This is a genomic window from Pseudomonas saudiphocaensis, assembly GCF_000756775.1.
Lineage (GTDB): Bacteria > Pseudomonadota > Gammaproteobacteria > Pseudomonadales > Pseudomonadaceae > Stutzerimonas > Stutzerimonas saudiphocaensis.
Window position 1 is genome coordinate 1691372 of the sequence record NZ_CCSF01000001.1, and the last position, 23726, is coordinate 1715097.

22 protein-coding genes and 1 tRNA gene are annotated in these 23726 nt (G+C 61.2%); 18 read left to right on the plus strand and 5 right to left on the minus strand.

Annotation, left to right across the window (positions count from 1 at the left end; genetic code table 11):
• The first annotated feature begins 330 nt into the window (after positions 1–330).
• The gene (locus BN1079_RS07855; RefSeq protein ID WP_037023489.1) at positions 331–912 is read left to right on the plus strand and encodes a superoxide dismutase; all 582 of its coding nucleotides are present in this window, start codon (positions 331–333) and stop codon (positions 910–912) included.
• A gap of 121 nt (positions 913–1033) precedes the next feature.
• Positions 1034–1717 (plus strand): SDR family oxidoreductase, encoded by a 684-nt coding sequence (locus BN1079_RS07860; protein ID WP_037023490.1) that lies wholly within the window; start codon positions 1034–1036, stop codon positions 1715–1717.
• A gap of 71 nt (positions 1718–1788) precedes the next feature.
• Here BN1079_RS07860 and dcd read toward each other — a convergent pair whose 3' ends face one another.
• Positions 1789–2355 carry a dCTP deaminase gene (gene dcd / locus BN1079_RS07865; RefSeq protein WP_037023491.1) on the minus strand — a complete coding sequence of 189 codons (567 nt, stop codon included), beginning with the start codon at positions 2353–2355 and terminating at the stop codon, positions 1789–1791.
• A gap of 323 nt (positions 2356–2678) precedes the next feature.
• Between dcd and BN1079_RS07870 the strand changes: the two genes are divergently transcribed.
• Positions 2679–2888 (plus strand): cold-shock protein, encoded by a 210-nt coding sequence (locus BN1079_RS07870; RefSeq protein WP_003282211.1) that lies wholly within the window; start codon positions 2679–2681, stop codon positions 2886–2888.
• Between the two features lie 172 nt (positions 2889–3060).
• Here the strand turns inward: BN1079_RS07870 and apbC are convergent, their stop codons facing one another.
• Complete coding sequence (gene apbC, locus BN1079_RS07875) at positions 3061–4155, minus strand: iron-sulfur cluster carrier protein ApbC (protein ID WP_037023492.1); 1095 nt, start codon at positions 4153–4155, stop codon at positions 3061–3063.
• Positions 4156–4320: 165 nt separating this feature from the next.
• On the opposite strand from apbC, the gene metG reads away from it, so the two are divergent.
• From metG to BN1079_RS07910, 8 genes are all read left to right on the plus strand, one after another.
• Entirely contained in the window at positions 4321–6360 is a 2040-nt protein-coding gene (metG, locus tag BN1079_RS07880; RefSeq protein WP_037023493.1) for a methionine--tRNA ligase, read from the plus strand.
• 8 nt (positions 6361–6368) lie between these two features.
• Complete coding sequence (locus BN1079_RS17330; RefSeq protein WP_074436830.1) at positions 6369–6578, plus strand: cysteine-rich CWC family protein; 210 nt, start codon at positions 6369–6371, stop codon at positions 6576–6578.
• A complete protein-coding gene (locus BN1079_RS07885; protein ID WP_037023494.1) occupies positions 6578–7270 on the plus strand; it encodes a pseudouridine synthase in 693 nt (230 codons plus the stop codon). Before BN1079_RS17330 ends, BN1079_RS07885 begins: the two co-directional genes overlap by 1 nt.
• A gap of 65 nt (positions 7271–7335) precedes the next feature.
• Positions 7336–7409 (plus strand) — tRNA-Gly (locus BN1079_RS07890).
• A gap of 166 nt (positions 7410–7575) precedes the next feature.
• Positions 7576–8328: a molybdate ABC transporter substrate-binding protein gene (gene modA, locus BN1079_RS07895; RefSeq protein ID WP_037023495.1), complete on the plus strand. Its 753-nt coding sequence runs from the start codon at positions 7576–7578 to the stop codon at positions 8326–8328.
• Between the two features lie 19 nt (positions 8329–8347).
• A complete protein-coding gene (modB, locus tag BN1079_RS07900; RefSeq protein ID WP_037023496.1) occupies positions 8348–9019 on the plus strand; it encodes a molybdate ABC transporter permease subunit in 672 nt (223 codons plus the stop codon).
• 12 nt (positions 9020–9031) lie between these two features.
• On the plus strand, positions 9032–9709 hold the full coding sequence (locus BN1079_RS07905) for a sulfate/molybdate ABC transporter ATP-binding protein (RefSeq protein WP_037023497.1): 678 nt from the start codon (positions 9032–9034) through the stop codon (positions 9707–9709).
• Between the two features lie 4 nt (positions 9710–9713).
• Positions 9714–10526 carry a TOBE domain-containing protein gene (locus BN1079_RS07910; protein ID WP_037023498.1) on the plus strand — a complete coding sequence of 271 codons (813 nt, stop codon included), beginning with the start codon at positions 9714–9716 and terminating at the stop codon, positions 10524–10526.
• Positions 10527–10621: 95 nt separating this feature from the next.
• Here BN1079_RS07910 and BN1079_RS07915 read toward each other — a convergent pair whose 3' ends face one another.
• Together BN1079_RS07915 and putP are read right to left on the minus strand one after the other, a co-directional pair.
• Positions 10622–12631 (minus strand): TonB-dependent receptor, encoded by a 2010-nt coding sequence (locus BN1079_RS07915; protein WP_037023499.1) that lies wholly within the window; start codon positions 12629–12631, stop codon positions 10622–10624.
• A 237-nt stretch (positions 12632–12868) separates the two neighbouring features.
• Positions 12869–14353, minus strand: a complete 1485-nt coding sequence (gene putP / locus BN1079_RS07920) for a sodium/proline symporter PutP (RefSeq protein WP_037023501.1) — start codon at positions 14351–14353, stop codon at positions 12869–12871.
• 334 nt (positions 14354–14687) lie between these two features.
• Here putP and BN1079_RS07925 point away from each other — a divergent pair, with 334 nt between their 5' ends.
• From BN1079_RS07925 to BN1079_RS07955, 7 genes are all read left to right on the plus strand, one after another.
• Positions 14688–14912, plus strand: a complete 225-nt coding sequence (locus tag BN1079_RS07925; RefSeq protein WP_037023503.1) for a DUF3203 family protein — start codon at positions 14688–14690, stop codon at positions 14910–14912.
• A 121-nt stretch (positions 14913–15033) separates the two neighbouring features.
• Positions 15034–17409 (plus strand): endopeptidase La, encoded by a 2376-nt coding sequence (lon, locus tag BN1079_RS07930; protein WP_037023504.1) that lies wholly within the window; start codon positions 15034–15036, stop codon positions 17407–17409.
• Positions 17410–17699: 290 nt separating this feature from the next.
• Positions 17700–18095: a protease inhibitor I42 family protein gene (locus tag BN1079_RS07935; protein WP_037026704.1), complete on the plus strand. Its 396-nt coding sequence runs from the start codon at positions 17700–17702 to the stop codon at positions 18093–18095.
• Between the two features lie 277 nt (positions 18096–18372).
• The gene (locus tag BN1079_RS07940; RefSeq protein WP_037023505.1) at positions 18373–19344 is read left to right on the plus strand and encodes an ABC transporter substrate-binding protein; all 972 of its coding nucleotides are present in this window, start codon (positions 18373–18375) and stop codon (positions 19342–19344) included.
• A 59-nt stretch (positions 19345–19403) separates the two neighbouring features.
• Positions 19404–20294 carry an ABC transporter permease gene (locus BN1079_RS07945; RefSeq protein WP_037023506.1) on the plus strand — a complete coding sequence of 297 codons (891 nt, stop codon included), beginning with the start codon at positions 19404–19406 and terminating at the stop codon, positions 20292–20294.
• Entirely contained in the window at positions 20294–21088 is a 795-nt protein-coding gene (locus BN1079_RS07950) for an ABC transporter ATP-binding protein (protein WP_037023507.1), read from the plus strand. The genes BN1079_RS07945 and BN1079_RS07950 overlap by 1 nt, the downstream gene beginning before the upstream one ends.
• A 108-nt stretch (positions 21089–21196) precedes the next feature.
• The gene (locus tag BN1079_RS07955) at positions 21197–21637 is read left to right on the plus strand and encodes a YtoQ family protein (protein WP_037023509.1); all 441 of its coding nucleotides are present in this window, start codon (positions 21197–21199) and stop codon (positions 21635–21637) included.
• Between the two features lie 189 nt (positions 21638–21826).
• Here BN1079_RS07955 and cysN read toward each other — a convergent pair whose 3' ends face one another.
• Complete coding sequence (gene cysN / locus BN1079_RS07960) at positions 21827–23725, minus strand: sulfate adenylyltransferase subunit CysN (protein ID WP_037023511.1); 1899 nt, start codon at positions 23723–23725, stop codon at positions 21827–21829.
• Between the last annotated feature and the right edge of the window lies 1 nt (position 23726).

The window sequence follows — 23726 nt, forward strand, 5'->3', positions numbered from 1 at the left end:
CTGCGGTCAATGGAAAGCGCCAGTGGCATACCCCTGTAAAAAACATGGCTTAAAAAGGCCTTGCGACGGGCTTTTCCATACAAATGCCGCGTGGTTTTGCCGCAGGATCTGTGTGCTATGATCCTCGGTTCGCGGGCATGCAGTGGAATGTTGCAGTCCGCCACCCGGCCGCCCGTGAACGGCCAGAAATTACGCACGTTGCAGTGAGCGAAAGGCGAGACAGGCAGGACGAACAGCCTTGCGGTCCTGCCGCAGCATCAGACGCCAGACTCCGGCGTAGATCGTTTTCGCGAGCTGCAGCAACCTCGACACCTGAGCAGGAGATACATCATGGCTTTCGAATTGCCGCCGCTTCCGTTTGAAAAGAACGCCCTCGAACCGCACATTTCCGCAGAGACCTTCGAGTATCACCACGGCAAGCATCACCAGGCCTACGTGACCAACCTGAACAACCTGATTCCGGGCACCGAGTTCGAAGGCAAGGATCTGGAAACCATCATCAAGACTTCCTCCGGTGGCATCTTCAACAATGCCGCGCAAGTCTGGAACCACACCTTCTTCTGGAACTGCATGGCGCCGAACGCCGGTGGCCAGCCGACCGGCGCTCTGGCTGACGCCATTAACGCCGCCTTCGGCGACTTCGACAAGTTCAAGGAAGAGTTCACCAAGACCGCCATCGGCACCTTCGGCTCCGGCTGGGCCTGGCTGGTGAAGAAATCCGACGGTAGCGTCGGTCTGGCCAGCACCATCGGTGCCGGCAACCCGATGACCGCTGGTGACAAGCCGCTGCTGACCTGCGACGTCTGGGAGCACGCTTACTACATCGACTACCGCAACGCTCGTCCGAAGTTCGTTGAGGCGTTCTGGAACGTCGTCAACTGGGACTTCGTCGCGAAGAACTTCGCCGGCTAAGTCGCCTCATGCACCGCACGGGTAGAAGGCCTGGCCATCCCCCGTGCCGCATGTATCGCAATGCCCGACTCCTCGTGAGTCGGGCATTTTTGTTTCTGCAACGCGTATGGAGTCCACTTCCATGTCCAAAACCGCACTTGTGATTGGCGCATCCCGTGGCCTTGGTCTCGGGCTGGTCAAACAGCTACAGGCCGAAGGCTGGCAGGTAATCGCCACGGTCCGTGATCCGCAACGCGCCGAGACGCTCACCAGCCTGGCTGGCGTTCGCGTCGAAACATTGGATATCGACGATATGGCAAGCGTCGATGCGCTGAATCAGCGTCTGGCTGGCAGCCGACTGGATCTGCTCTTCGTCAACGCCGGCATTTCCGGCCCGCGCGATGCCTCGGCCAGTAACGCAGCAGCGGAAGACATCACCGCGCTCTTCCTGACCAACAGCGTGGCACCGATTCGCCTGGCCGAACGCCTGCTACCGCTGGTAGAGCCGCGTAATGGCGTAATCACCTTTATGAGTTCGATCATGGGCAGCGTCGAGACTGGACCCGCAATGGGCATGCCGCTGTATGGCGCCAGCAAGGCAGCGCTAAACCACCTGACTCGCAACTTTGTCGCCAGCCTTGGCGAAGAAACCGGCCTGACGGTGCTCTCGATGCATCCGGGCTGGGTAAGGACCGAGATGGGCGGCGACCAGGCACCGCTGGATGTCGAGACCAGCTGCCGAGGAATGGTTGAACAGGTTACAAAAGCAGCCGGCCAACGCGGGCATCGTTTTATCGACTATCAGGGCGAAGCACTTCCCTGGTAAGAGGCCCTGAAACGACGATGCGGGTGGTGCCCTTCGGCAGCCACCCGCATCGATAGTGATCAGATCGCCAATCAGGCTCTGGGCAAGGTCACGCCGCGCTGACCCTGATACTTGCCGCCCCGGTCGCGGTAGGACACTTCGCATTCCTCGTCCGATTCGAAGAACAGCATCTGCGCGACGCCCTCGTTGGCGTAAATCTTGGCTGGCAGCGTGGTGGTATTGGAGAACTCCAGCGTCACGTGCCCTTCCCATTCCGGCTCCAGCGGCGTGACGTTTACGATGATGCCGCAACGGGCATAGGTGCTCTTGCCCAGGCAGACGGTCAGCACGTTGCGCGGAATCCGGAAGTACTCGACCGTGCGCGCCAAGGCGAAGGAGTTCGGCGGAATGATGCAAACGTCGCTCTTGATGTCGACGAAGCTCTTTTCGTCGAAGTTCTTCGGGTCGACTGTCGCCGAGTTGATATTGGTGAACACCTTGAATTCATCGGCGCAGCGTACGTCGTAGCCATAGCTGGAGACGCCGTAGGAAATCAGGCGTTCATTGCCTTCGTTGCGCACCTGGCGCTCGACGAAGGGCTCGATCATGCCCTGCTCAAGGGCCATCCGGCGTATCCACTTGTCCGATTTGATGCTCATGGCGGGCGTCCTGACTGTGCTGATTGATCAATGAGTAAAGGCGTGCATATTACCGGCCCTGCGCAGCTGGTTCCAAGCCCGCAAGCCATGTCCGTACACCGCTTGCGCCGGGCGTTGGGCAGAAACTGAAAATAATCCTCGCATTGCTACGTAAATGCGGTATCTTGCATTGGCTGCTGCTGCATGTGTCACCGTGAATCGCTACATGTTTAGATTTCGATCCGATCATTGCTACGACTCCTTTAACTCCTTGCACACAGTCACCGTTCGGGGTATTTGCCCGTTCAAATTATCTCTACACCTTGTTCAAGGAGACATTTCAAATGTCCAATCGCCAAACCGGTACCGTTAAGTGGTTCAACGATGAAAAAGGCTTCGGCTTCATCACTCCGCAATCCGGTGACGACCTCTTCGTTCACTTCCGTGCCATTCAAGGTGACGGCTTCAAGAGCCTGAAAGAAGGCCAGCAAGTCTCCTTCGTCGCTACCCGCGGCCAGAAAGGCATGCAAGCTGAGGAAGTTCAGGTTATCTAACCTGAGTCTTCTCTGAAAAAACCCCGCTTCGGCGGGGTTTTTTGTGTCTGCGATTTGGGTTCAGCGGAGCCTTGCAGCACGCTCCAGCCGGGCGTGAGCCCCTCACAGTATCGGGGCCCGATGAAGCGGTGGATAAGCTTCGCGTTATCCACCCTACGCCAACGTGTCTCGATCAGTCGTCGGACACCACGATATTCGGCATCGACTGGGCGATGATCTGCCCGCTCTGGGAGATCCGCGCCCCAACGGTACGAGCCACTTCCTGATAGATCATGGCAATCTGGCTTTCCGGATCGGCAATCGCCGTCGGCTTGCCCGCATCGGCCTGGCTGCGGATGGCCATGGACAGCGGCAGCGATGCCAGCAGCTCAACGTTGTACTGATCCGCCAGCTTCTCTCCGCCGCCTTCGCCGAACAGGTGCTCGGCATGGCCGCAGTTGGAGCAGATGTGCACGGCCATGTTCTCCACCACACCCAATACCGGAATGTTCACCTTGCGGAACATCTCGACGCCTTTTTTGGCGTCCAGCAGCGCGATGTCTTGCGGCGTGGTGACAATTACCGAGCCGGTCACCGGCACTTTCTGCGCCAGGGTCAGCTGGATATCACCAGTGCCCGGCGGCATGTCCACAACCAGATAGTCGAGATCCTTCCACGCGGTTTGGGTGATCAGCTGCAGCAAGGCACCCGACACCATTGGCCCACGCCAGACCATGGGGGTCTTGTCGTCAGCCAGGAATGCCATGGACATCAGCTGCACGCCGTGCGCTTCCAGCGGCACGAACCACTTCTGGTCACGGATCTCCGGCTTGGTGCCCTCGGGAATGCCGAACATGATGCCCTGGCTCGGCCCGTAGATATCGGCATCCAGCACGCCCACTCGGGCGCCTTCACGGGCCAGCGCCAGCGCCAGGTTGGCGGCCGTGGTGGACTTGCCCACGCCGCCCTTGCCTGAAGAGACCGCGATGATGTTCTTCACGTTGGCCAGCGCAGGAACCTGATCCTGCGCCTTGTGCGCCCTGATCACGCAATCGACCTGCACGTCCGCGCGGCTCACGCCGTCGAGCTGCTCAATGGCCATAGCCAGCGTCTGCGCCCAGCCACCGCGAAACAGCCCGGCCGCATAGCCAAGTTCGAGCTGCACACTGACGCGCTCGCCCTGGATTTCGACCGAACGCACGCATCCGGCACTGACCGGATCCTGGTTCAAATGGGGATCGGTGTATTGACGCAGTACCGCTTCCACAGCTTCACGGGTGACGGACATGACTACTCCACAGGAAAGACCGAGTAAAACAGGCGGCTATGTTAACAGCAGGGACATGAGCGGCGCGCGCCTTGCGACAACTCGTACCGTACCGCCGGCGGTGGCCTGCATGAGGTCGCATCCTTTATAGTTGCGGACCCTCGTTTTACCGGTGCAGCCATTCCCATGTCCGAAGTTCGTCAGATTCTAGTTACCAGCGCCCTGCCGTATGCCAATGGATCTATTCACCTTGGCCACATGCTGGAATATATCCAGACCGACATGTGGGTGCGCTTCCAGAAGCTGCGCGGCAACCAGTGCATCTACGTCTGCGCCGACGATGCCCACGGCTCGGCGATCATGCTGCGCGCGGAAAAAGAAGGCATCACGCCCGAGCAGCTGATCGCCAATGTACAGGCCGAACACAGCGCCGACTTCGCCGATTTCCTGGTGGATTTCGACAATTTCCACTCCACCCATTCGGAAGAGAACCGCGAACTGTCGGAACTGATCTACGGCAAGCTGCGTGACGCCGGCCATATCGCCACTCGCTCGGTGACCCAGTATTACGATCCCGAGAAAGGCATGTTCCTGGCCGACCGGTTCATCAAGGGCACCTGCCCGAAATGCGCCGCCGAGGATCAGTACGGCGACAACTGCGAGAAATGCGGCGCCACCTACGAGCCCACGGACCTCAAGGACCCGCGCTCGGCCATCTCCGGCGCGACTCCGGTGCTGCGCGACTCCAAGCACTTCTTCTTCAAGCTGCCTGACTTCGAGGCCATGCTCAAGGAGTGGACCCGCAGCGGTACCCTGCAGGACTCGGTGGCCAACAAGATCGCCGAATGGCTCGACGGCGGCCTGCACGAGTGGGACATCTCCCGCGATGCGCCCTACTTCGGCTTCGAAATTCCCGACGAGCCGGGCAAGTATTTCTACGTGTGGCTGGACGCGCCCATCGGCTACATGGCCAGTTTCAAGAACCTTTGCTCACGCCGCCCGGAGCTGGACTTCGATGCGTTCTGGAACAAGGATTCCAGTGCCGAGCTGTACCACTTCATCGGCAAGGACATCATCAACTTCCACACCCTGTTCTGGCCGGCGATGCTCGAAGGCGCCGGCTACCGCAAGCCCACTGCGGTGAACGTGCACGGCTACCTGACGGTGAACGGGCAGAAGATGTCCAAGTCGCGCGGCACATTTATCAAGGCGCGCACCTATCTCGATCACCTGAACCCCGAGTACCTGCGCTACTACTATGCAGCCAAGCTGGGCCGCGGCGTCGATGACCTGGACCTCAATCTCGAAGACTTCGTGCAGAAGGTCAACTCGGACCTGGTCGGCAAGGTGGTCAATATCGCCAGCCGTTGCGCCGGATTCATCCACAAGGGCAACGCTGGCGTGATGGTTGCGGATAACGCTGCGCCGGAGCTGACCGAGGCCTTCCGCGCCGCCGCGCCGTCCATCGCCGAAGCCTACGAGAGCCGCGACTTCGCCCGCGCCATGCGTGAAATCATGGCCCTGGCCGACCGCGCCAACGCCTGGATCGCCGACAAGGCGCCCTGGGCGCTGAACAAGCAGGAAGGCAAGCAGGCCGAGGTTCAGGCGATCTGCGCCACCGGCATCAACCTGTTCCGCCAGTTGGTGATTTTCCTCAAGCCGGTACTGCCGAACCTTGCGGCAGATGCCGAGCGTTTCCTCAATGTCGAACCGCTGCGCTGGAATGATCACCAGACGCTGCTGAGCAACCATCAGCTGAACGCATTCACCCCACTGCTGACCCGTATCGAGCCAGCCAAGATCGAAGCCATGGTGGAAGCCTCCAAGGAAGACCTGGCCGCCAGCGAAAGCACAGCACCCGCGGGGAATGGCGAATTGACCAAAGAGCCATTGGCTGCCGAGATCACCTTCGACCAGTTCGCAGCGGTCGATCTGCGTATCGCCCTGATCGAGAAGTGCGAATTCGTCGAAGGCGCTGACAAGCTGCTGCGTCTGACCCTGGATATCGGCGACGCCAAGCGCAACGTCTTCTCCGGCATCAAGAGTGCCTACCCCGACCCGAGCAAGCTGGAAGGCCGCCTGACCCTGTATGTCGCCAACTTGGCGGCACGCAAGATGAAGTTTGGCGTATCCGAAGGGATGGTGCTGGCAGCCGGCCCCGGCGGCGAAGAAATCTACCTGCTCAGCCCGGACAGCGGTGCCAAACCGGGCCAGCGGGTCAAGTAACGTCCGCCATGAGCGATGCTCTCGACCCGACACGCTGCCCGCTCTGCTGGCAGTCAAACCAGTGCGGGCAGAGCGATCCGACAACCGCCGATCAGCCGTGCTGGTGCTTCGGGGTCGAGATCGACACGCAAAGCCTGGAACGCATTCCATCCAGTGAACGGGGCAAAGCCTGCCTTTGCGCCCGTTGCGCTCGCGCCGAGCCACCTGAAACTACCTGATGCGCCTCGACCGCTTTATCGCCAGCCTGCCCGACCGTAGCCATCGCCAGGCACGCCTGCTGGTCGCGTCAGGCCGGGTCGAGGTGAATGGCCAGATGGTGCGTGACGGCACCTGCGATATCCGCGTGTTCGACCATGTGGCGCTTGATGGCCAGACGCTGCAGGCCGGCAAACCCGCACGCTTCTTTATGCTGCACAAACCCGCCGGTTGCGTCAGCGCCACTTCCGATCCGCAGCACCCCACCGTCCTGGATCTGCTCGACGAACCCGACAAGGACGAACTGCACATCGCCGGCCGCCTGGACTTCAACACCACAGGTTTGTTGATCATCACCAACGACGGCCTATGGTCCCGTCGCCTGACCCAACCCGAAAGCCTGCTGGGCAAGACCTATCATGTGGAAACCGAAGGCCCGATCGATCCCGCCTGCGTCGAACGTTTCGCCGAAGGTCTGTATTTCCGCTTCGAAAACCTCACCACTCGCCCTGCCCAGCTCGAGCTGCTCGGCCCGCGCCAGGCCCGACTGACCCTGCACGAAGGCCGCTACCATCAGGTCAAACGGATGTTCGGCCACTTCAACAACAAGGTCACCCGCTTGCACCGCGAGCGCATGGGGCCACTGATCCTGGATGACGATCTGCAGCCCGGCCGCTACCGCTCACTGACCTCAGCCGAAACCGCCATGATCTGAATCTTCGCCGCCCAATCGGAAAGCGCTTCAGTTCCGACCGACCTTCTGGTACAAAGCCTCCCTGCGCGGGCGTCGTATAATGGTAATACCCTAGCTTCCCAAGCTAGAGCCGTGGGTTCGATTCCCATCGCCCGCTCCAGATCGCAAGTAAAGCCCTGTCCCTGACAGGGCTTTTTCGTTTCAGACGTGGAGTTCTGCACGCTCAAAATCGCGCAAGCCATGCCAAACCGCCCTCCAGAGCCTGATTTCCATTGCGCTATATACATGCTTATATAACGCGAGCTTTTCTTCACTTCGGAGCGCTTATGCGCCTTTCACTGATCAAGCGACTCAGCGCTCTTTTCTTTCTGCTCTCCAGCATGGCCCAGGCGGGCGAGGTGACGGTTTCAGCTGCATCCAGCCTGACTAACGCTTTCCAGGAAGTCGCGCGTGCTTACGAAGCCGAACATGCGGGCGCGACAGTCCTGCTGAACTTCGGGGCTTCGGGTGCCCTGCTCCAACAGATGACCAAGGGTGCGCCGGTGGATGTGTTTGCCTCGGCCGATCAACAGACGATGGATATTGCCGCCGAGCGCCAACTGATCGAGACAGGCAGCCGCCAGGATTTTGCGCGCAACACGCTGGTGGTGATCACGCCACATGACAGCGATATCAAGCTCAAGCAGCTAACTGACTTGCAGCAGCCTGGCGTCGAGCGGGTCGCCATTGGCAATCCGGCCAGCGTGCCCGTGGGGCGCTACAGCCGGGAGGCGCTGGAAGCGGCCAGCCTGTGGCAGGTTGTGCAGGCCAAGGCGATCACCACCCAGAGCGTTCGCCAGGCTCTGGATTATGTGGCGCGGGGTGAAGTCGAAGCAGCACTTGTTTACGCCACCGATGCTCAGCTGATGAAAGACAAGGTTAAGCTTGCCTTCAGCGTTCCGCTGAAGAGCGCCATCGCCTATCCCATCGCGCAGCTGAGCGACAGCGACAACAGCCAGGAAGCCCAGCGCTTTATCGCCTACGTGCAGTCCGCCGCCGGCCAGGCAATCCTGGCCCGGCACGGCTTTCTGAAACCCTGAGCACGAGACGAGATAACGGATGGAACAGGCCTGGATCGCACTCGCCCTCTCGCTCAAGGTGGCCGGCTTTGCCACGGTGATCAGCCTGATACTAGGCACCGCCACCGGCTTTTTGCTGGCGCGTGTGCGCTTTCCCGGTCGGGATCTGCTCGACACCCTGCTGACGCTGCCAATGGTGCTGCCGCCCACCGTGCTCGGCTATTACCTGCTGGTATTGCTGGGACGGCGCAGCGCCTTCGGCGCATGGCTGCAGGACACATTCGGCATCAGCCTGATCTTCACCTGGCAGGGGGCGGTGGTCGCCGCTGCCATCGTGGCCTTTCCGTTGGTGTTCAAGCCCGCGCGCGCTGCGTTCGAGGGCGTGGACGGGCAACTGGAAAACGCCGCACGAGTGCTGGGGGTTTCGGAGCTGGCGATCTTCTTTCGGGTGACCTTGCCGCTGGCCTGGCGCGGGATTCTGGCCGGCGTACTGCTCGCGTTCGCCCGTGCGCTGGGCGAGTTTGGCGCAACCCTGATGGTAGCGGGCAGTATTCCCGGCAAGACGCAGACACTGTCGATTGCCGTATACGAAGCCGTACAGGCCGGTCAGGACGATGTGGCCAACACCCTGGTGCTGATTACTTCACTGGTCTGCGTGACCGTCCTGCTGGCAGCCGGTCGCCTTGCACCCGGCCGTATTGCCAATCGCTGACGGAGGCTGCCCGTGCTGCTTGATATCGATATCGCCAAGACCCTGACCTCCGGCAAGCGCAGCTTTGAGCTGAAGCTGGGCTTTCGCAGCAGCAGCCAGCGGCTGGTCATCCTCGGGCCGTCCGGCTCGGGCAAGAGCCTGCTGCTGAAATCCATTGCGGGCCTGATGCGGCCTGATCGCGGGCATATCCGCCTGGATGGCACGACGATGTTCGATACCACCGCGAAGATCAACCTGGCGCCACAGCAACGCAAAATGGCTTACGTGTTTCAGGATTACGCGCTGTTCCCGCACCTGAGCGTGCGGCAGAACATTGCGTTTGGCCTGAACCACGGACTGTTCAATCCACGTGCAAGCCAGCATAACGACAAGGTTGACTACTGGCTGGATGCCTTCCAGCTGCGCCCGGTCGCCGACCAGTTGCCCGAAGAGCTCTCCGGTGGCCAGCGCCAGCGCACCGCCCTCGCCCGGGCTCTGGTTGCAAAGCCTAGAGCGCTATTACTGGATGAACCCTTCTCCGCGCTGGACTCCATGCTGCGCAGCCATATGCGCCGCGAACTGGACGAGTTACAGCGACGCCTGCAGGTACCCATGCTGCTGATCACCCATGATCGGGAGGACGCCGAGGTCTTTGGCGACCAGGTGCTTCATATCAACGAGGGCCGCCTCGACAACCTGAGCGGGAGCTGAAGCGATGACACCGACCAACCATTCCATGGAACTGCACGGCTCGCTCTGGCTGAGCGTCGATGGTGAACGCTTCGGCGGTGAACAGCGTATCGCCCTGCTCGCCAAGATCGCCGAATGCGGTTCCATCACCCGGGCCGCCAAGGCCATCGGCATGAGTTACAAGGCCGCCTGGGATGCCATCGACGCGATGAACAACCTGGCCGGCGAACCGCTGATGGAGCGCCTTGCCGGTGGCAAGGGCGGCGGCGGCACACGGCTGACCCGGCGCGGAGAACAGTTGGTGGAGAACTTTCGCCTGATCGAGCGCGAGCATCTGCGCTTCGTCGAGCAACTGAGCCGGCAGGCCACGGGCATTGCCGATGACTACCTATTGATCCGCAGGATGGCTATGAAGACCAGCGCACGTAACCAGTTCCACGGCCAAGTGGTCCGGGTGACAACCGGGGCGGTCAACGATGAGATCGAGCTGGAGATTGCCGGCGGACAAACCGTCATCGCTACCGTTACCCACGAAAGCACGCTGGAGCTGGGCTTGCAGCCCGGTGCGGAAGCCTTGGCCTTGGTGAAGTCGTCATCGGTCATCCTTGTCCGCGACGGAGACGGCGTGCGTTTCTCCGCACGCAACCGCCTCACCGGCCGCATCGCACGTATCCACCCCGGCGCGGTGAATACCGAGGTGGTGCTGGATCTGCCCGGCGGCGCCACGCTGGCGGCCATCGTTACCAATGAAAGCCGCCGCACGCTTGAATTGGCCGAGGGGGAAAGCGTCACGGCGATCTTCAAGGCCTCCAGCGTAATTGTCGGTGTGCCGTCGTAGGGTGGATGTCGTTTTTTACATCCACCGTGGCGCAGCTGGTCGTCCGGTTATAAACGGTGGACAAGCTTCGCGTTGTCCACCCTACGCACGCGCTATCAGAACGCCAGCCGCACCCCCACCGTCAGATTACGCCCCGGCAGCAACACTTCATCCTTGATAAAGGAGGTGTGCTGACGAGCCTTCTCATCCAGCAGGTTGTTGCCCTTGAGGTAGATCAGGTAATCCGTCTGCTTCAGCGAGCCGGCATAGCTCAGCCCCGCGCCAAGCATGTTGTAGCCACCGGTTTCGGTTTCGTAGACGGCCAGTTCGTCCTGGCGCTGTACCCGGTAGAACTCGAGTTGGCCGTTGAGCGCAGGTGAGAAGCTCTGATCGAGGCGCACGCCCAGACGGTCCGCCGGAATCCGGGGAAGATCGCCGCCGCCATTGCGCAGTTTGCCGCGCACGTGGTCACCGAACAGAGTAAAGGCGGTGGCGTCGGTCACCTGGAAGCGTACTTCACCCTCGGCTCCGGTAAGTACCGCGTCCTGCTGGCGGTATTCGATTTCCCGATAGCCGCCACCAATATCGTTGCCGGTGTCTGCGGCGTAGATGAAGTCATCGACCTGATTGCGGAACAGGCTGAAGGTAAATGTCGTGCGGCCGGCGAATTTGCGCAGGGTGAGCTCGGCGTTGTGCGAGGTTTCCTCGTCCAGTTCGATGTTGCCCAGTTCCACCGTGCGGCTGGCGGCGTGGGGGCCGTAGGCGTACAACTCTTCGGCGGTGGGCAGGCGCTGGGAGCGTGACAGCGAGAAGCCAATCGAGTATTGCGGGGCGAAGGTCCAGACTGCACCAGCGGAAACCGAAGTACCGCTGTGGCTGGTATCGCGCGGGCCGTCGGCGTCGATATCCTGCCATTCGTGGCGCAGCCCTATCTCATAACGCCAGGCGCCTGCGGTGTATTCCTCCAGCAGAAACAGGCCGTGGTTGCGGGTCAGGGTCGGTGGTACATAGGCCTCTTCGCCGGTCGCCTCGAAATCGCGACGCAGGGTTTGCGCACCGAGCAGGCCACGCCAGCCGAACAGCGGCTGGTGAGTCATTTCCAGGCGGGCGTCGGTGGCATCGTTGTCGAAGCGCGTCCCTACCTCGCCGCCTTCGATTTCCTGGTGCTGATAGTTGCTGTGCCCCACGCGCAAGCGCGCCAGCTCGAAGCCCGGCAGCGGATCGTTCAGCTCCCCGCGCAAATCCCAGCGTTTCTGCTGCATATCCACATAGGGCACACCTTCGTCTTCGTGGTCATGGTCGTGAGCATGGCCGTGGCCGCCGCAGTGCCAGTCGCTGCCATGGGTGTGGCAGTCGGCATGTTCATGGGCCAGCAGCCCGTAGCGATTGTTCTGCTCGGTATAGGCTGCGCCGAGGTAACCGCGCTCACCGATGAAACTGGCACCGAGGGTGAAGGTATCTGTGTCGTTATAGGAGCCGACCTGCTTGTCCGGCGAGCCGGGGATCTCGTATTCGTCGGCCTGGCGCTTCACGCCTTCAGCACGCACGGCAAAGTTGCCGCTGCCCGCTGTAAGACCAAACAGGCCTGCGCCTTCGTTGGCGGCACTGTTGGCACGCAGCTCCAGTTCACCCTCATAGCCCTTCTCGGGTACCCGAGTCGGCACCTTGCGGTCGATCACATTGACCACTCCGCCAATGGCACCACCGCCGTACAGCAATGTCGCCGGGCCCTTTAACACCTCGATACGTTCGGCCAGCAGAGGCTCGCTGGCCACCGCGTGGTCCGGGCTAATGGTCGATGCATCGAGCAATTCCACGCCATCGCTCAACACCTTCACCCGGGCGCCATCGAGGCCGCGAATCACTGGCCGTGAAGCACCCGCACCGAAGCCGCTGGCATGTACGCCAGGCAAGTTTTGCAAGGTTTCACCAAGGGTTGCTTCGCGACGCTGCACCAGCTCGTCGCCTTCCAGAACGGACACCGGCAGCGTCATCTCGTGACTTTGCCGACCAAGGGCGCTGGAGCTGACCACTACCGAATCGAGCTCCACAGGGTCGGCGGCCCAGGCGCTCGGGATCAATGCCAGGCTGACGGCCCAGGCCAGGGAATGAGGCTTCTGTGTCATGTGATTCTCCAAAAATGACGACCGCGCAAAAAAGGCGATCCGAAAAAGCGGCGGAGAATCTATCATGTTATATCATAACAATTAAATACTTGATTTGAGATTCACCCGGCCCCGCATAGCAGTGACCCGGCCCAGGTTCACGATGTATGAGTACAACGAAACAAGGCCCGCGAGGGGCCTTGTCGGAGTCAGCCGGACGTCAACGATCCGGCTAATGCAGTTGGTCGCGGCTAGCTATCAGCCCGCGCGATATTCCGCATCCGCCTTCTCGAAGCGCTGCTGAATGCTTGCACTGGGCTCCTTGCCCATCAAGCTGACGACATAGATGGCGATGCTTCCGAATAGGAAGCCGGGGATGATCTCGTACAGACCGAGGCCGATGAATTCCTTCCAGACCACCACGGTGATGGCCCCGACCAGCATGCCCACCAGGGCGCCGTTGCGGGTCATGCGCTTCCACAGCAGCGAGATCAGCACCACCGGGCCAAAGGCTGCGCCGAAGCCGGCCCAGGCATAGGACACCAGCCCCAGCACTTTGCTGTCGGGGTTGGAAGCGATGCTGATGGCAATCAACGCAATCAACAGCACCATGCCGCGGCCGACCCAAACCAGCTCACTCTGCGATGCATTCTTGCGCAGGATGGCTTTGTAGAAATCCTGGGTCAGCGCACTGGAACTCACCAGCAGCTGAGCGCTGAGGGTGCTCATTACTGCTGCCAAAATACCTGAAAGAATCAAGCCGGCGACCCAGGGGTTGAAGAGGATTTTCACCAGCTCCAGAAACACCCGCTCGCCGTTTTCTCGAACGGGTCCTGCCACATCCGGGTGATCGGCGAAGTAGGCGATGCCAAAGAAACCTACGGCCACGGCACCGGCCAGGCAGAGAATCATCCAGGTCATGCCGATACGGCGCGCGTTGGGAATTGTCCTGACCGAATCCGCCGCCATAAAGCGCACCAGGATGTGTGGCTGGCCAAAATAGCCCAGCCCCCAGGCCAGCAGCGAGATGATCGCTACAAAGGACAGGCCGCGGAACATGTCGAAGTTGGCCGGGTTCTGCGCCTCGATGGTGGCCAGCGTCGTGCCGACGTCGCCGAGGGCGAGTATCACGAACACGGGGGTGACCAGCAGCGCGAAGATCATCAGCGTGGCCTGAACGGTGTCGGTCCAGCTCACCGCAAGGAAGCCCCCGATAAACACGTAGAGAATGGTCGCAGCCGCCCCGACCCAGAGCGCCGTCCCGTACTCCAGGCCGAAGGTCGACTCGAACAACCGCGCCCCCGCTACCACGCCCGAGGCGCAGTAAATGGTGAAGAACACCAGGATCACCAGCGCCGAGAAGATGCGCAACAGGCGGCTGTTGTCTTCAAAGCGATGGGAGAAATAGTCCGGCAGCGTCAGCGCGTTATGGTTGTGCTCGGTGTGCACGCGAAGACGTCCGGCGACGAACAGCCAGTTGAGCCAGGCGCCAATGATCAGGCCTATGGCAATCCAGCTTTCCGAGAGTCCGGCGATAAAAATCGCACCTGGCAGGCCCATCAGCAGCCACCCGCTCATATCCGAAGCCCCTGCCGATAAAGCCGTCACCAGGCTTCCGAGGCTACGACCGCCAAGGATGTAATCATCGAAATTCTTGGTGGCGCGGTAGGCGATGAAGCCGATGAGGATCATCGCCAGGATGTAGACCACAAAAGTGATCAGGGTCGGGTTGCTCGTGTTCATTGGGGCTTTCCTCATGTTGCCTGGCATCACGCATCCACTGGCCAAATGCGGGCAAGCCCTTGCAACGAGTGATCAAAAATTGGCAAGCCGCTGAAAAACCACAGGTGTTTTTCAGCGGCCTGTTTGCGAAGCATAGCGCCTCAACCGAGTTTTCGCCGGAAACCCGTGAGCTTGAGCCGTTAGCTGAGCAACGTATGAGGCAGAAACGGGTCAGATGAATGAAGTCGGGTGTATTCGCTCATCGCGTGTACGGACAAGGGCCTGGCCAGCCGCCTGCGGCTGCCGCCAGTCTCGCTCACTCGCCTACGCTGTTAGAACACCATCAGGAGGCACCATGACAGTCAGTATCGACACCGCCACCGGCACCTGCTCCGCCACCCACGACGGCACCACCTATCGCAGCGCCATCATGGATGTGCGAATCACCACCGACCCGCAGGCACGCATGTCGGTTGCGCATATCGACAGCGTCAGTGTTCACCTGCCAGAGGACCAGGCCGAGCACCTGATTGCAGCCGGCGCCATTGATGAGCGCGAGAACATCATCGCTGACGACTGACAGTCTTGGCGCCTGATTCGCCAGCACGGATCAGCATGCGGGCGGCCACCTCTCAAGGACGAAGATTGAAATCATTCGTACAAGACCTATCTAAGGGTCATGTATTGAGATTAGGTGCCGCATGAACGACGAGATCACTCAGGACTTCGAGCAGAACGCCACCGGCTTGGTGCTGCCTGACCAAAACCTGCCAGATAAGCTCTACATCATTCCGATCCACAACCGGCCTTTCTTCCCTGCCCAGGTATTGCCGGTCATCGTCAATGAAGAGCCTTGGGCGCAGACGCTGGAGCTGGTTGGCAAGACGCCACACCAGCGTCTGGCGCTGTTCTACATGGAAAACCCGGCACAAGACGCGGCCAGCTTCGACCCCGACAGCCTGCCAGAACACGGCACCATGGTGCGCGTACATCACGCCTCGCGCGAGGGCGGCAAGCTGCAGTTCGTGGCCCAGGGCATGGCCCGCGTGCGTATCCGCGGCTGGTTGCGACGCAAGCCGCCTTATCTGGTGGAAGTGGACTATCCCCAGAGCGACGAGGATCCGCGCGACGAGGTAAAGGCCTACGGCATGGCGCTGATCAATGCGATCAAGGAGCTGCTGCCGCTCAACCCGTTGTACAGCGAAGAGCTGAAGAACTATCTCAACCGCTTCAGCCCCAACGAGCCGTCGCCACTGACGGACTTCGCCGCTGCACTGACTACCGCTCCCGGAAACGAGCTGCAGGACGTACTCGACAGCGTGCCGGTGCTCAAGCGCATGGAGAAGGTCTTGCCGCTGCTGCGCAGGGAGGTCGAGGTCGCCAAGCTGCAGAAGGAGCTGACCGGCGAGGTCAACCGCAAGATCGGCGAACGCCAGCGCGAGTTCTTCCTCAAGGAACAATTGAAAATCATCCAGCAGGAGCTGGGCATCACCAAGGATGACCGTAGCGCCGATGCCGACGAATTCCGCTCGCGTCTGGAAGGAAAAATCGTACCGGCAGCAGCCCAGAAGCGCATCGACGATGAGCTGGCCAAACTCTCGGTGTTGGAAACCGGCTCACCCGAATACGCCGTCACCCGCAATTACCTGGACTGGGCCACCTCGATTCCCTGGGGCCTCTACGGAGAGGACAAGCTCAATCTGGCCCGGGCGCGCAAGGTGCTCAACAAGCACCATGCCGGGCTCGACGACATCAAGAGCCGCATCATCGAGTTTCTCGCCGTCGGTGCCTATCGTGGCGAGATTTCAGGCTCCATCGTGTTGCTGGTAGGCCCACCTGGTGTCGGCAAGACCAGCATCGGCAAATCCATCGCCGAATCTCTGGGCCGGCCCTTCTACCGCTTCAGCGTAGGCGGCATGCGCGACGAAGCCGAGATCAAGGGCCACCGCCGCACCTATATCGGCGCCTTGCCCGGCAAGCTGGTGCAGGCGCTGAAGGAAGTTGAGGTGATGAACCCGGTGATCATGCTCGACGAGGTGGACAAGCTCGGCAGCAGCCACCAGGGTGACCCGGCTTCTGCACTGCTGGAGACCCTCGACCCAGAGCAGAACGCGGGCTTCCTCGACCACTATCTGGACCTGCGCCTGGACCTGTCCAAGGTGCTGTTTATCTGCACGGCCAACACGCTTTATTCGGTACCAGACCCGCTACTGGACCGTATGGAAATCGTGCGCCTGTCCGGCTATATCACCGAGGAAAAACTGCAGATCGCCAAGCGCCATCTCTGGCCACGCCAGCTGGAAAAGGCCGGCGTACCCAAGAATCGCCTGAGCATCACCGACTCCGCCCTGCGCGCGCTGATCGAGGGTTATGCCCGTGAGGCTGGCGTGCGCCAGCTGGACAAGCAGCTCGGCAAGCTGGTGCGCAAGGCAGTGGTCAAGCTGCTCGACGAGCCGGAAAGTACCATCAAGATCAGCCCCAAAAGCATCGAAAGCTACCTGGGGCTGCCCTTCTGGCATCCGGAGCAGCTGCTCAGCGGCGTCGGCGTGGTCACCGGCCTGGCGTGGAACAGCATGGGCGGCGCGACATTGCCGATCGAAGCTACGCGGATTCACACCCTCAACCGCGGCTTCAAGCTGACCGGCAAGGTTGGCGAGGTGATGAAGGAGTCCGCGGAGATCGCCTATAGCTACGTCAATGCGCACCTGAAGGAGTTCAAGGGCGACCCGACCTTTTTCGACCAGGCCTTCGTACACATGCATGTGCCCGAGGGCGCGACGCCCAAGGATGGTCCCAGCGCCGGTATCAGCATGGCCAGTGCCCTGCTCTCCCTGGCGCGCAACCAGCCGCCGAGGAAAGGTGTGGCAATGACCGGCGAGCTGACCCTCACCGGCCAGGTGCTGGCCATCGGCGGCCTGCGGGAAAAGGTGATCGCTGCACGGCGCCTGAAGCTTTACGAGCTGATCATCCCCGAGTCGAACCGTGGCGATTTCCAGGAGCTGCCCGACTACCTCAAGGAGGGGCTGACGGTGCACTTCGCCAAGCGTTTCACTGATGTGATCAAGGTGTTGTTCTAATCCTGACGAGCGATACGCGAGCTTTTGTGCAGCCAAGAACTCGCGAATAAATTCGCTCCTACCAGATCAGTCCGGGTCGGTGTTTCACCGTCGCGCAGCCGTGCAGAAGCGGACTCGTCCGGAGCTTTTTTTACATATCCTGCAAAGCTCCAAGACTGATCTGCTCTACAGCGAACATCGGCAGCTTAGGTCTCGGGGGGTTCCTGAAAGCTCCTGGCGCCATGCGCCTGGGCCTTCGCAGCAATGCCCGCTATTCTTTCTCTTTCGTATTTCAAAGGGTGCCGACGACCATGCCTTTCGCCATCTCCCGCTGCCTGTTGCCATTGTCTCTGCTGATGCTGGGGGCCTGTGCAAGCACACCGCCCAGCAGTGTTTCCGTCAGCGACGACCGGGTATGCCCGCTATCGCTGAACGTCGGCCAGACACTGATCGTCGCGTTACCGAGCAATCCCGCCACGGGTTATCGCTGGCAGTTGCAAGAAGCATCCGCTGAACTGTTGAAAAGCCTTGGCCCCGAGGTCTTCAGTACACAGGACAACAGCCTTATTGGTGGCGACGGCATTTCCACCTGGCGCTTCGTGGCCCAAGAGGCTGGTAACGGGCAGCTTCTGTTGGCTTACCAGCGCCCCTGGGAAGCAGATGCCGAACCGGCAGGGCTGTTCGACTGCCGCATCGAGGTCCGGTAGCCCGCCGCGCAGACAAAGCGGCGCGCATGACGAGCCGGCCACATTGCCAGCTACAGACGGTCCCACACATGGCACCTGCGCCGATCGTCCAGCTCCTGGCTTAAAAGTCACTGCAAACACAGCGGCTTTACTGGCAAAAACGAGCCTGTCCCCATATTCTCCACAGCACACCTGCGAACGCATCAGCGACGGGCCCGACAGGGTGCGCGCTCTGATTCTTCACTGTGATGGACACAACAACCAGATAGGGCCGCAGAGCCCGATAGGATATCCACCCATGAAGTCATCCCTCACCCAATGGCTGTCCCTGGGCGCCCTTGCCCTGACCCTGGCTACTCCGTTCACAACCTACGCGGCCGAGACCAAGGCGGTAGCGGTCACTTCGATTGTCGAGCACCCGGCGCTGGACTCCGTGCGTGACGGCGTGCGTGACGCGCTGGAAGCGGCCGGTTACAGCGGCAACAGCCTGAAGTGGCAATACCAGACCGCCCAAGGCAACACCGCCACTGCGGCGCAAATCGCGCGCAAATACGTGGGTGATCGCCCGGACGCCATCGTTGCCATCGCCACCCCTTCGGCTCAGGCCGTGGTAGCCAGCACCAAGTCGCTGCCGGTGGTGTTCGCTGCCGTGACCGATCCGGTCGCCGCACAGCTGGTGCGTTCCTGGGAGCCTTCTGGCAGCAACGTCACCGGCGTCTCCGACGAGCTGGAACTGGATCGCCAGATGGAGCTGGTCAAGCGCGTCGTGCCCAATGCCACCCGTGTCGGCATGGTCTACAACCCCGGCGAAGCCAACTCCGTGGTCGTGGTCGAACGCCTGCGCGAACTGCTGCCAACCATGGGCATGACCCTGGTCGAAGCCGCTGCACCGCGGACCGTAGATGTGGGCTCCGCGGCCCGCAGCCTGGTGGGCAAGGTGGACGTGATCTACACCAGCACCGATAACAATGTGGTCTCGGCTTACGAGTCGCTGGTCAAGGTCGGCACTGATACCAAGACCCCGCTGGTCGCCTCCGATACCGACAGCGTCAAGCGCGGCGCCATCGCAGCGATCGGCATCGATTACTACAAACACGGCGTGCAGGCCGGCGAACTGGTGGTGCGTCTGCTCAAGGGCGAGAAGCCCGGTGACATCGCTCCGCAGAAAACCACTGACCTGAGCCTTTTCCTCAACCGCTCTGCCGCTGCTGCCCAGGGTGTTTCCCTGTCTCAGGAGCTGATCGACTCGGCCGCCGAAGTCATCGAATGATCTGACCTGCGCCGACGCACCCTGCGTCGGCGCAGCCGCTCACCAAAGGCACATCTTCCATGTCACTGTTTTCCCTGTTTGGCGCCCTTGAGGTTGGCCTGATCTTCGGTCTGGTCGCGCTTGGCGTATTTATCTCCTTTCGCCTGTTGCGCTTCCCCGACCTGACCGTCGACGGCAGCTTCCCGCTGGGCGGCGCCGTTTGTGCCGTACTCATCGCCAATGGCACCGACCCCTTCCTGGCCACACTGATCGCCGCCGCAGCTGGTGCGCTGGCCGGCATGGTCACCGCGGTACTCAACGTGCACCTGAGAATCATGGATCTGCTGGCCAGCATCCTGATGATGATTGCGCTGTACTCGATCAACCTGCGCATCATGGGCCGACCCAATATTCCGCTGATCATGGAACCGACCATGTTCAGCATCCTGCAGCCAGAGTGGCTGTCCGACTATGTCGCACGCCCGCTGATCCTGTTGGTGGTGGTCATCGCCGCCAAGATCCTCCTTGATATGTACTTTGCCACTCGCCAGGGCCTGGCCATTCGCGCTACCGGCTCCAACCCGCGCATGGCCCGCTCTCAGGGCGTAAATACCGGCGCCATGGTGATTCTGGGCATGGCCATTTCCAACGCGCTGGTTGGCCTGGCTGGCGCCATGTTCGTGCAGACCCAGGGCGGCGCGGATATCTCCATGGGCATCGGCACCATCGTCATCGGCCTGGCCGCGGTAATCATCGGCGAAAGCATCATCCCGGCCCGACGGATCTTTTACCTGACCCTGGCCGTAGTCTTCGGCGCAGTGATCTACCGCTTCTTCATTGCCCTGGCTCTGAACAGTGACTTCATTGGCTTGCAAGCGCAGGACCTGAACCTGATCACTGCGGTGCTGGTCGTTATCGCGCTGGTCATTCCGCTGATCAAACAGCGCCTGACCCGCAGGAGGTACAGCTAATGCTCAGCGCACAGAACCTGAAAATCACCTTCAACCCCGGCACGCCTATCGAGACCAAGGCACTTCAGGGGCTTTCGCTGGACATTCCCAGCGGCCAGTTCGTAACCGTGATCGGCACCAACGGCGCTGGCAAGTCGACTTTTCTCAATGCCGTCTCCGGCGATCTGTCCGTGGACAGCGGCAGCATCCTTATCGACGGCGACGACGTGACCCAGTTGCCGGTCTGGAACCGCGCCGGTCGCGTAGCACGGGTTTTCCAGGACCCCATGGCCGGTACCTGCGAAGACCTGACCATCGAAGAAAACCTCGCTCTGGCCCAGCAGCGCGGCCATCGCCGCGGTCTGGCAAGGGCCGTACAGGCGTCGATGCGAGACGAATTCCGCGCGCACCTGGCGACCTTGGGCCTGGGCCTGGAAAACCGCCTCACCGACCGAATCGGCCTGCTCTCGGGTGGCCAGCGACAGGCTGTCAGCCTACTGATGGCGGCTCTGCAGCCCTCGCGCATCCTGTTGCTGGATGAGCACACAGCTGCCCTCGACCCTCGCACCGCCGATTTCGTCCTGCAACTTACCGCCCGCATCGTCGCCGAGAAAAAGCTCACCACCATGATGGTCACGCACAGCATGCGTCAGGCGCTGGACATCGGTGACCGCACGGTAATGCTGCACCAGGGCCAGGTGGTACTGGATGTGGCCGGTGACGAGCGCAAGGGGCTGGACGTGCCGGATTTGCTGCAGATGTTCGAGAAGGTGCGCGGCGAAAAGATCTCCGACGACGCCTTGTTGCTGGGCTGAAGAGCAGCTCGGCCCGACTTTCTGGCCCTCGGGCATGATCCGGGCTAGCATCGGGCCTTCTGTGCCGGCGCGATGAATCGCCGGCGGCCACGAACTACTGGAGGATTCATGAGCTTTACCGTTTACCTGTCCGGCGAAATCCACACCGACTGGCGCGACGAGATCAAGCGCGGCGCCGAGGCTGCAGGGCTGGACGTGGTGTTTACCTCGGCCGTAACCGACCATGACGCCAGCGACGCCGCCGGCGACTGCCTCGGTGCCGAGTCAAACGCCTTCTGGCGCGACCACAAGTCATCCAAGGTCAACGCAATCCGCACCAAGACGCTGATCCAGCAGGCCGACCTGGTGGTGGTGCGCTTCGGCGACAAGTACAAGCAATGGAACGCTGCCTTCGATGCTGGTTACTGCGCCGCACTGGATAAGCCTTACGTCACCCTGCATGGCGAGGACATCGTGCATCCGCTGAAGGAAGTCGATGCAGCGGCCATGGCCTGGGCAACGACCACCGAGCAGGTGGTGGAGATCCTGAAGTACGTGCTGCGCGACTGATAGCCAGCGATATCGGCGAGTCGATTGCCTGCATTCGCCGCGAGGGCGCAGCTCCCACGAAAGCGATGCAGTCCCCTCAAACCATGGGAACGCAATCCCCGGCACGAAGCTTTTCTTTGACCAATGTGTCGCTGACCCTAAAAAGCAAAACGCCCTGCAGATGCAGGGCGTTTTCGTTACCGCGACTTGTTATATCGCACCACGCTGACGCAGCAGATCAATCACCTGCTTGACGCCTTCCGCCACGCTGAGCGATTCGGTATCGATCACCAGATCCGCGTTGCCCGGCACATCGTAGGGGAAGGACTCGCCCGGGATGTTGTCGCCGCCGGCGGCATACAGCCCCTGCGGGTCGCGCTGCTGGCAAGCCTGCGGCGACGCCTGGACATACACCGTGATCAGACGCTCGGCACCGACCAGCGCCTTGGCCTGCTCGCGACCTTCGGCGTCCGGCGCAACGAATGCTGCCAGGGTAATCAGTCCCGCTTCGTTGAACTGCTTGGCCACATGGGCCGCACGACGCCAGTTCTCGGTGCGTCCGGCGCGATCCTGCGGCAGACCCTTGTTCAGGTCATGACGCAGGTTTTGGCCGTCGAGCACATAGACCGCACGACCCATGTCGAACAGCTTGCGCTCGACACCGTAGGCCAGGGTGCTCTTGCCAGCGCCGGAGAGGCCGGTAAACAGGACGGTGGCCGGCTGCTGGCCGAAGCGCACCGCACGCTCGTCAGTGGACACGTGGGCCAGCGCACCATGATGACCGCCGTGCCCGTGGCCGAGCGGCTCGGCAATGATCATGCCCGCGCCAACGGTGCCGTTGGTGAGCCGGTCAATGACGATGAATGCGCCGGTGGTGCGGTTCTGTGCGTAACCATCCAGAGCGATGGCCGCGTCCAGGCTGACCCGCACCTTACCGATCTCGTTGAGCTGCAGGCTGCTCGCCGGCCCCTTCTCCAGGGTGTTCACATCTACCGTGTGGTCGATACTTGCGATGGAACCCGGCACGTAGCTGGTCGCACGCTTGATGTCGTATTTCTTGCCCGGCAGCATCGGCTCTTCGCCCATCCATACCAGCATCGCGTCGAAGCTGTCGGCAATGCGCGGCAGGTTGTCGGCATGCACCAGCATGTCGCCACGGGAGACGTCGATCTCGTCTTCCAGGGTCAGAGTGACGGCTTCGCCCGGCGTGGCCTGCTCCAGCTCGCCGTCAAAGGTGACGATGGACTTGATGCGGCTGCTCTTGCCCGATGGCAGGACAGTGATTTCATCGCCCTTGCGCACGATGCCGCTGGCCAGAGTGCCGGCAAAACCTCGGAAGTTCAGGTTTGGCCGGTTGACATACTGTACCGGGAAGCGCAGGTCGTCGAAGTTGCGGTCGCCGGCGATCTCGACGCTTTCCAGGATTTCCATCAGCGACTGGCCTTGATACCAGGGCGCGCGCTCGCTGCGGTTGACCACGTTGTCGCCCTTGAGCGCAGACATGGGCACGAAATGCAGCGATGTCGGCTTGAGGCCGATACGCTCGGCGAACGCGAGGTAATCGCCGCGAATGCTTTCGAACACGCTCTGATCGAAGTCCATCAGATCCATCTTGTTGATGGCAACGACGATATGGCGAATGCCCAGCAAGGACGCGATAAAGCTGTGGCGACGAGTCTGGGTCTGCACGCCGTAACGGGCATCGACGAGGATGATCGCCAGGTCGCAGGTGGAAGCACCGGTGGCCATGTTGCGGGTGTACTGCTCATGGCCGGGGGTGTCGGCAATGATGAACTTGCGCTTGGCAGTGCTGAAGTAGCGGTAAGCCACATCGATGGTGATGCCCTGCTCGCGCTCGGCCTGCAGGCCGTCGACCAGCAACGCCAGATCCACGTCGTCACCGGTGGTGCCGACCTTTTTCGAGTCGCGGGTAATGGCTTCCAGGTGATCTTCATAGATCATCTTGGAGTCGTGCAGCAGGCGGCCGATCAGGGTGCTCTTGCCGTCGTCAACGTTGCCGCAGGTAAGGAAGCGCAGCAGCTCTTTGCGTTCGTGCTGGGCCAGGTAGGCGAGGATGTCCTCGCTGATCAAATCAGACTGATGAGACATG

Coding starts and splice junctions, on each gene's coding strand:
- BN1079_RS07855 (WP_037023489.1), top strand. CDS start 331: ATGGCTTTCGAATTGCCGCCGCTTCCGTTTGAAAAGAACGCCCTCGAA.
- BN1079_RS07860 (WP_037023490.1), top strand. CDS start 1,034: ATGTCCAAAACCGCACTTGTGATTGGCGCATCCCGTGGCCTTGGTCTC.
- dcd (WP_037023491.1), bottom strand. CDS start 2,355: ATGAGCATCAAATCGGACAAGTGGATACGCCGGATGGCCCTTGAGCAG.
- BN1079_RS07870 (WP_003282211.1), top strand. CDS start 2,679: ATGTCCAATCGCCAAACCGGTACCGTTAAGTGGTTCAACGATGAAAAA.
- apbC (WP_037023492.1), bottom strand. CDS start 4,155: ATGTCCGTCACCCGTGAAGCTGTGGAAGCGGTACTGCGTCAATACACC.
- metG (WP_037023493.1), top strand. CDS start 4,321: ATGTCCGAAGTTCGTCAGATTCTAGTTACCAGCGCCCTGCCGTATGCC.
- BN1079_RS17330 (WP_074436830.1), top strand. CDS start 6,369: ATGAGCGATGCTCTCGACCCGACACGCTGCCCGCTCTGCTGGCAGTCA.
- BN1079_RS07885 (WP_037023494.1), top strand. CDS start 6,578: ATGCGCCTCGACCGCTTTATCGCCAGCCTGCCCGACCGTAGCCATCGC.
- modA (WP_037023495.1), top strand. CDS start 7,576: ATGCGCCTTTCACTGATCAAGCGACTCAGCGCTCTTTTCTTTCTGCTC.
- modB (WP_037023496.1), top strand. CDS start 8,348: ATGGAACAGGCCTGGATCGCACTCGCCCTCTCGCTCAAGGTGGCCGGC.
- BN1079_RS07910 (WP_037023498.1), top strand. CDS start 9,714: ATGACACCGACCAACCATTCCATGGAACTGCACGGCTCGCTCTGGCTG.
- BN1079_RS07915 (WP_037023499.1), bottom strand. CDS start 12,631: ATGACACAGAAGCCTCATTCCCTGGCCTGGGCCGTCAGCCTGGCATTG.
- putP (WP_037023501.1), bottom strand. CDS start 14,353: ATGAACACGAGCAACCCGACCCTGATCACTTTTGTGGTCTACATCCTG.
- BN1079_RS07925 (WP_037023503.1), top strand. CDS start 14,688: ATGACAGTCAGTATCGACACCGCCACCGGCACCTGCTCCGCCACCCAC.
- lon (WP_037023504.1), top strand. CDS start 15,034: ATGAACGACGAGATCACTCAGGACTTCGAGCAGAACGCCACCGGCTTG.
- BN1079_RS07935 (WP_037026704.1), top strand. CDS start 17,700: ATGCCTTTCGCCATCTCCCGCTGCCTGTTGCCATTGTCTCTGCTGATG.
- BN1079_RS07940 (WP_037023505.1), top strand. CDS start 18,373: ATGAAGTCATCCCTCACCCAATGGCTGTCCCTGGGCGCCCTTGCCCTG.
- BN1079_RS07945 (WP_037023506.1), top strand. CDS start 19,404: ATGTCACTGTTTTCCCTGTTTGGCGCCCTTGAGGTTGGCCTGATCTTC.
- BN1079_RS07950 (WP_037023507.1), top strand. CDS start 20,294: ATGCTCAGCGCACAGAACCTGAAAATCACCTTCAACCCCGGCACGCCT.
- BN1079_RS07955 (WP_037023509.1), top strand. CDS start 21,197: ATGAGCTTTACCGTTTACCTGTCCGGCGAAATCCACACCGACTGGCGC.
- cysN (WP_037023511.1), bottom strand. CDS start 23,725: ATGTCTCATCAGTCTGATTTGATCAGCGAGGACATCCTCGCCTACCTG.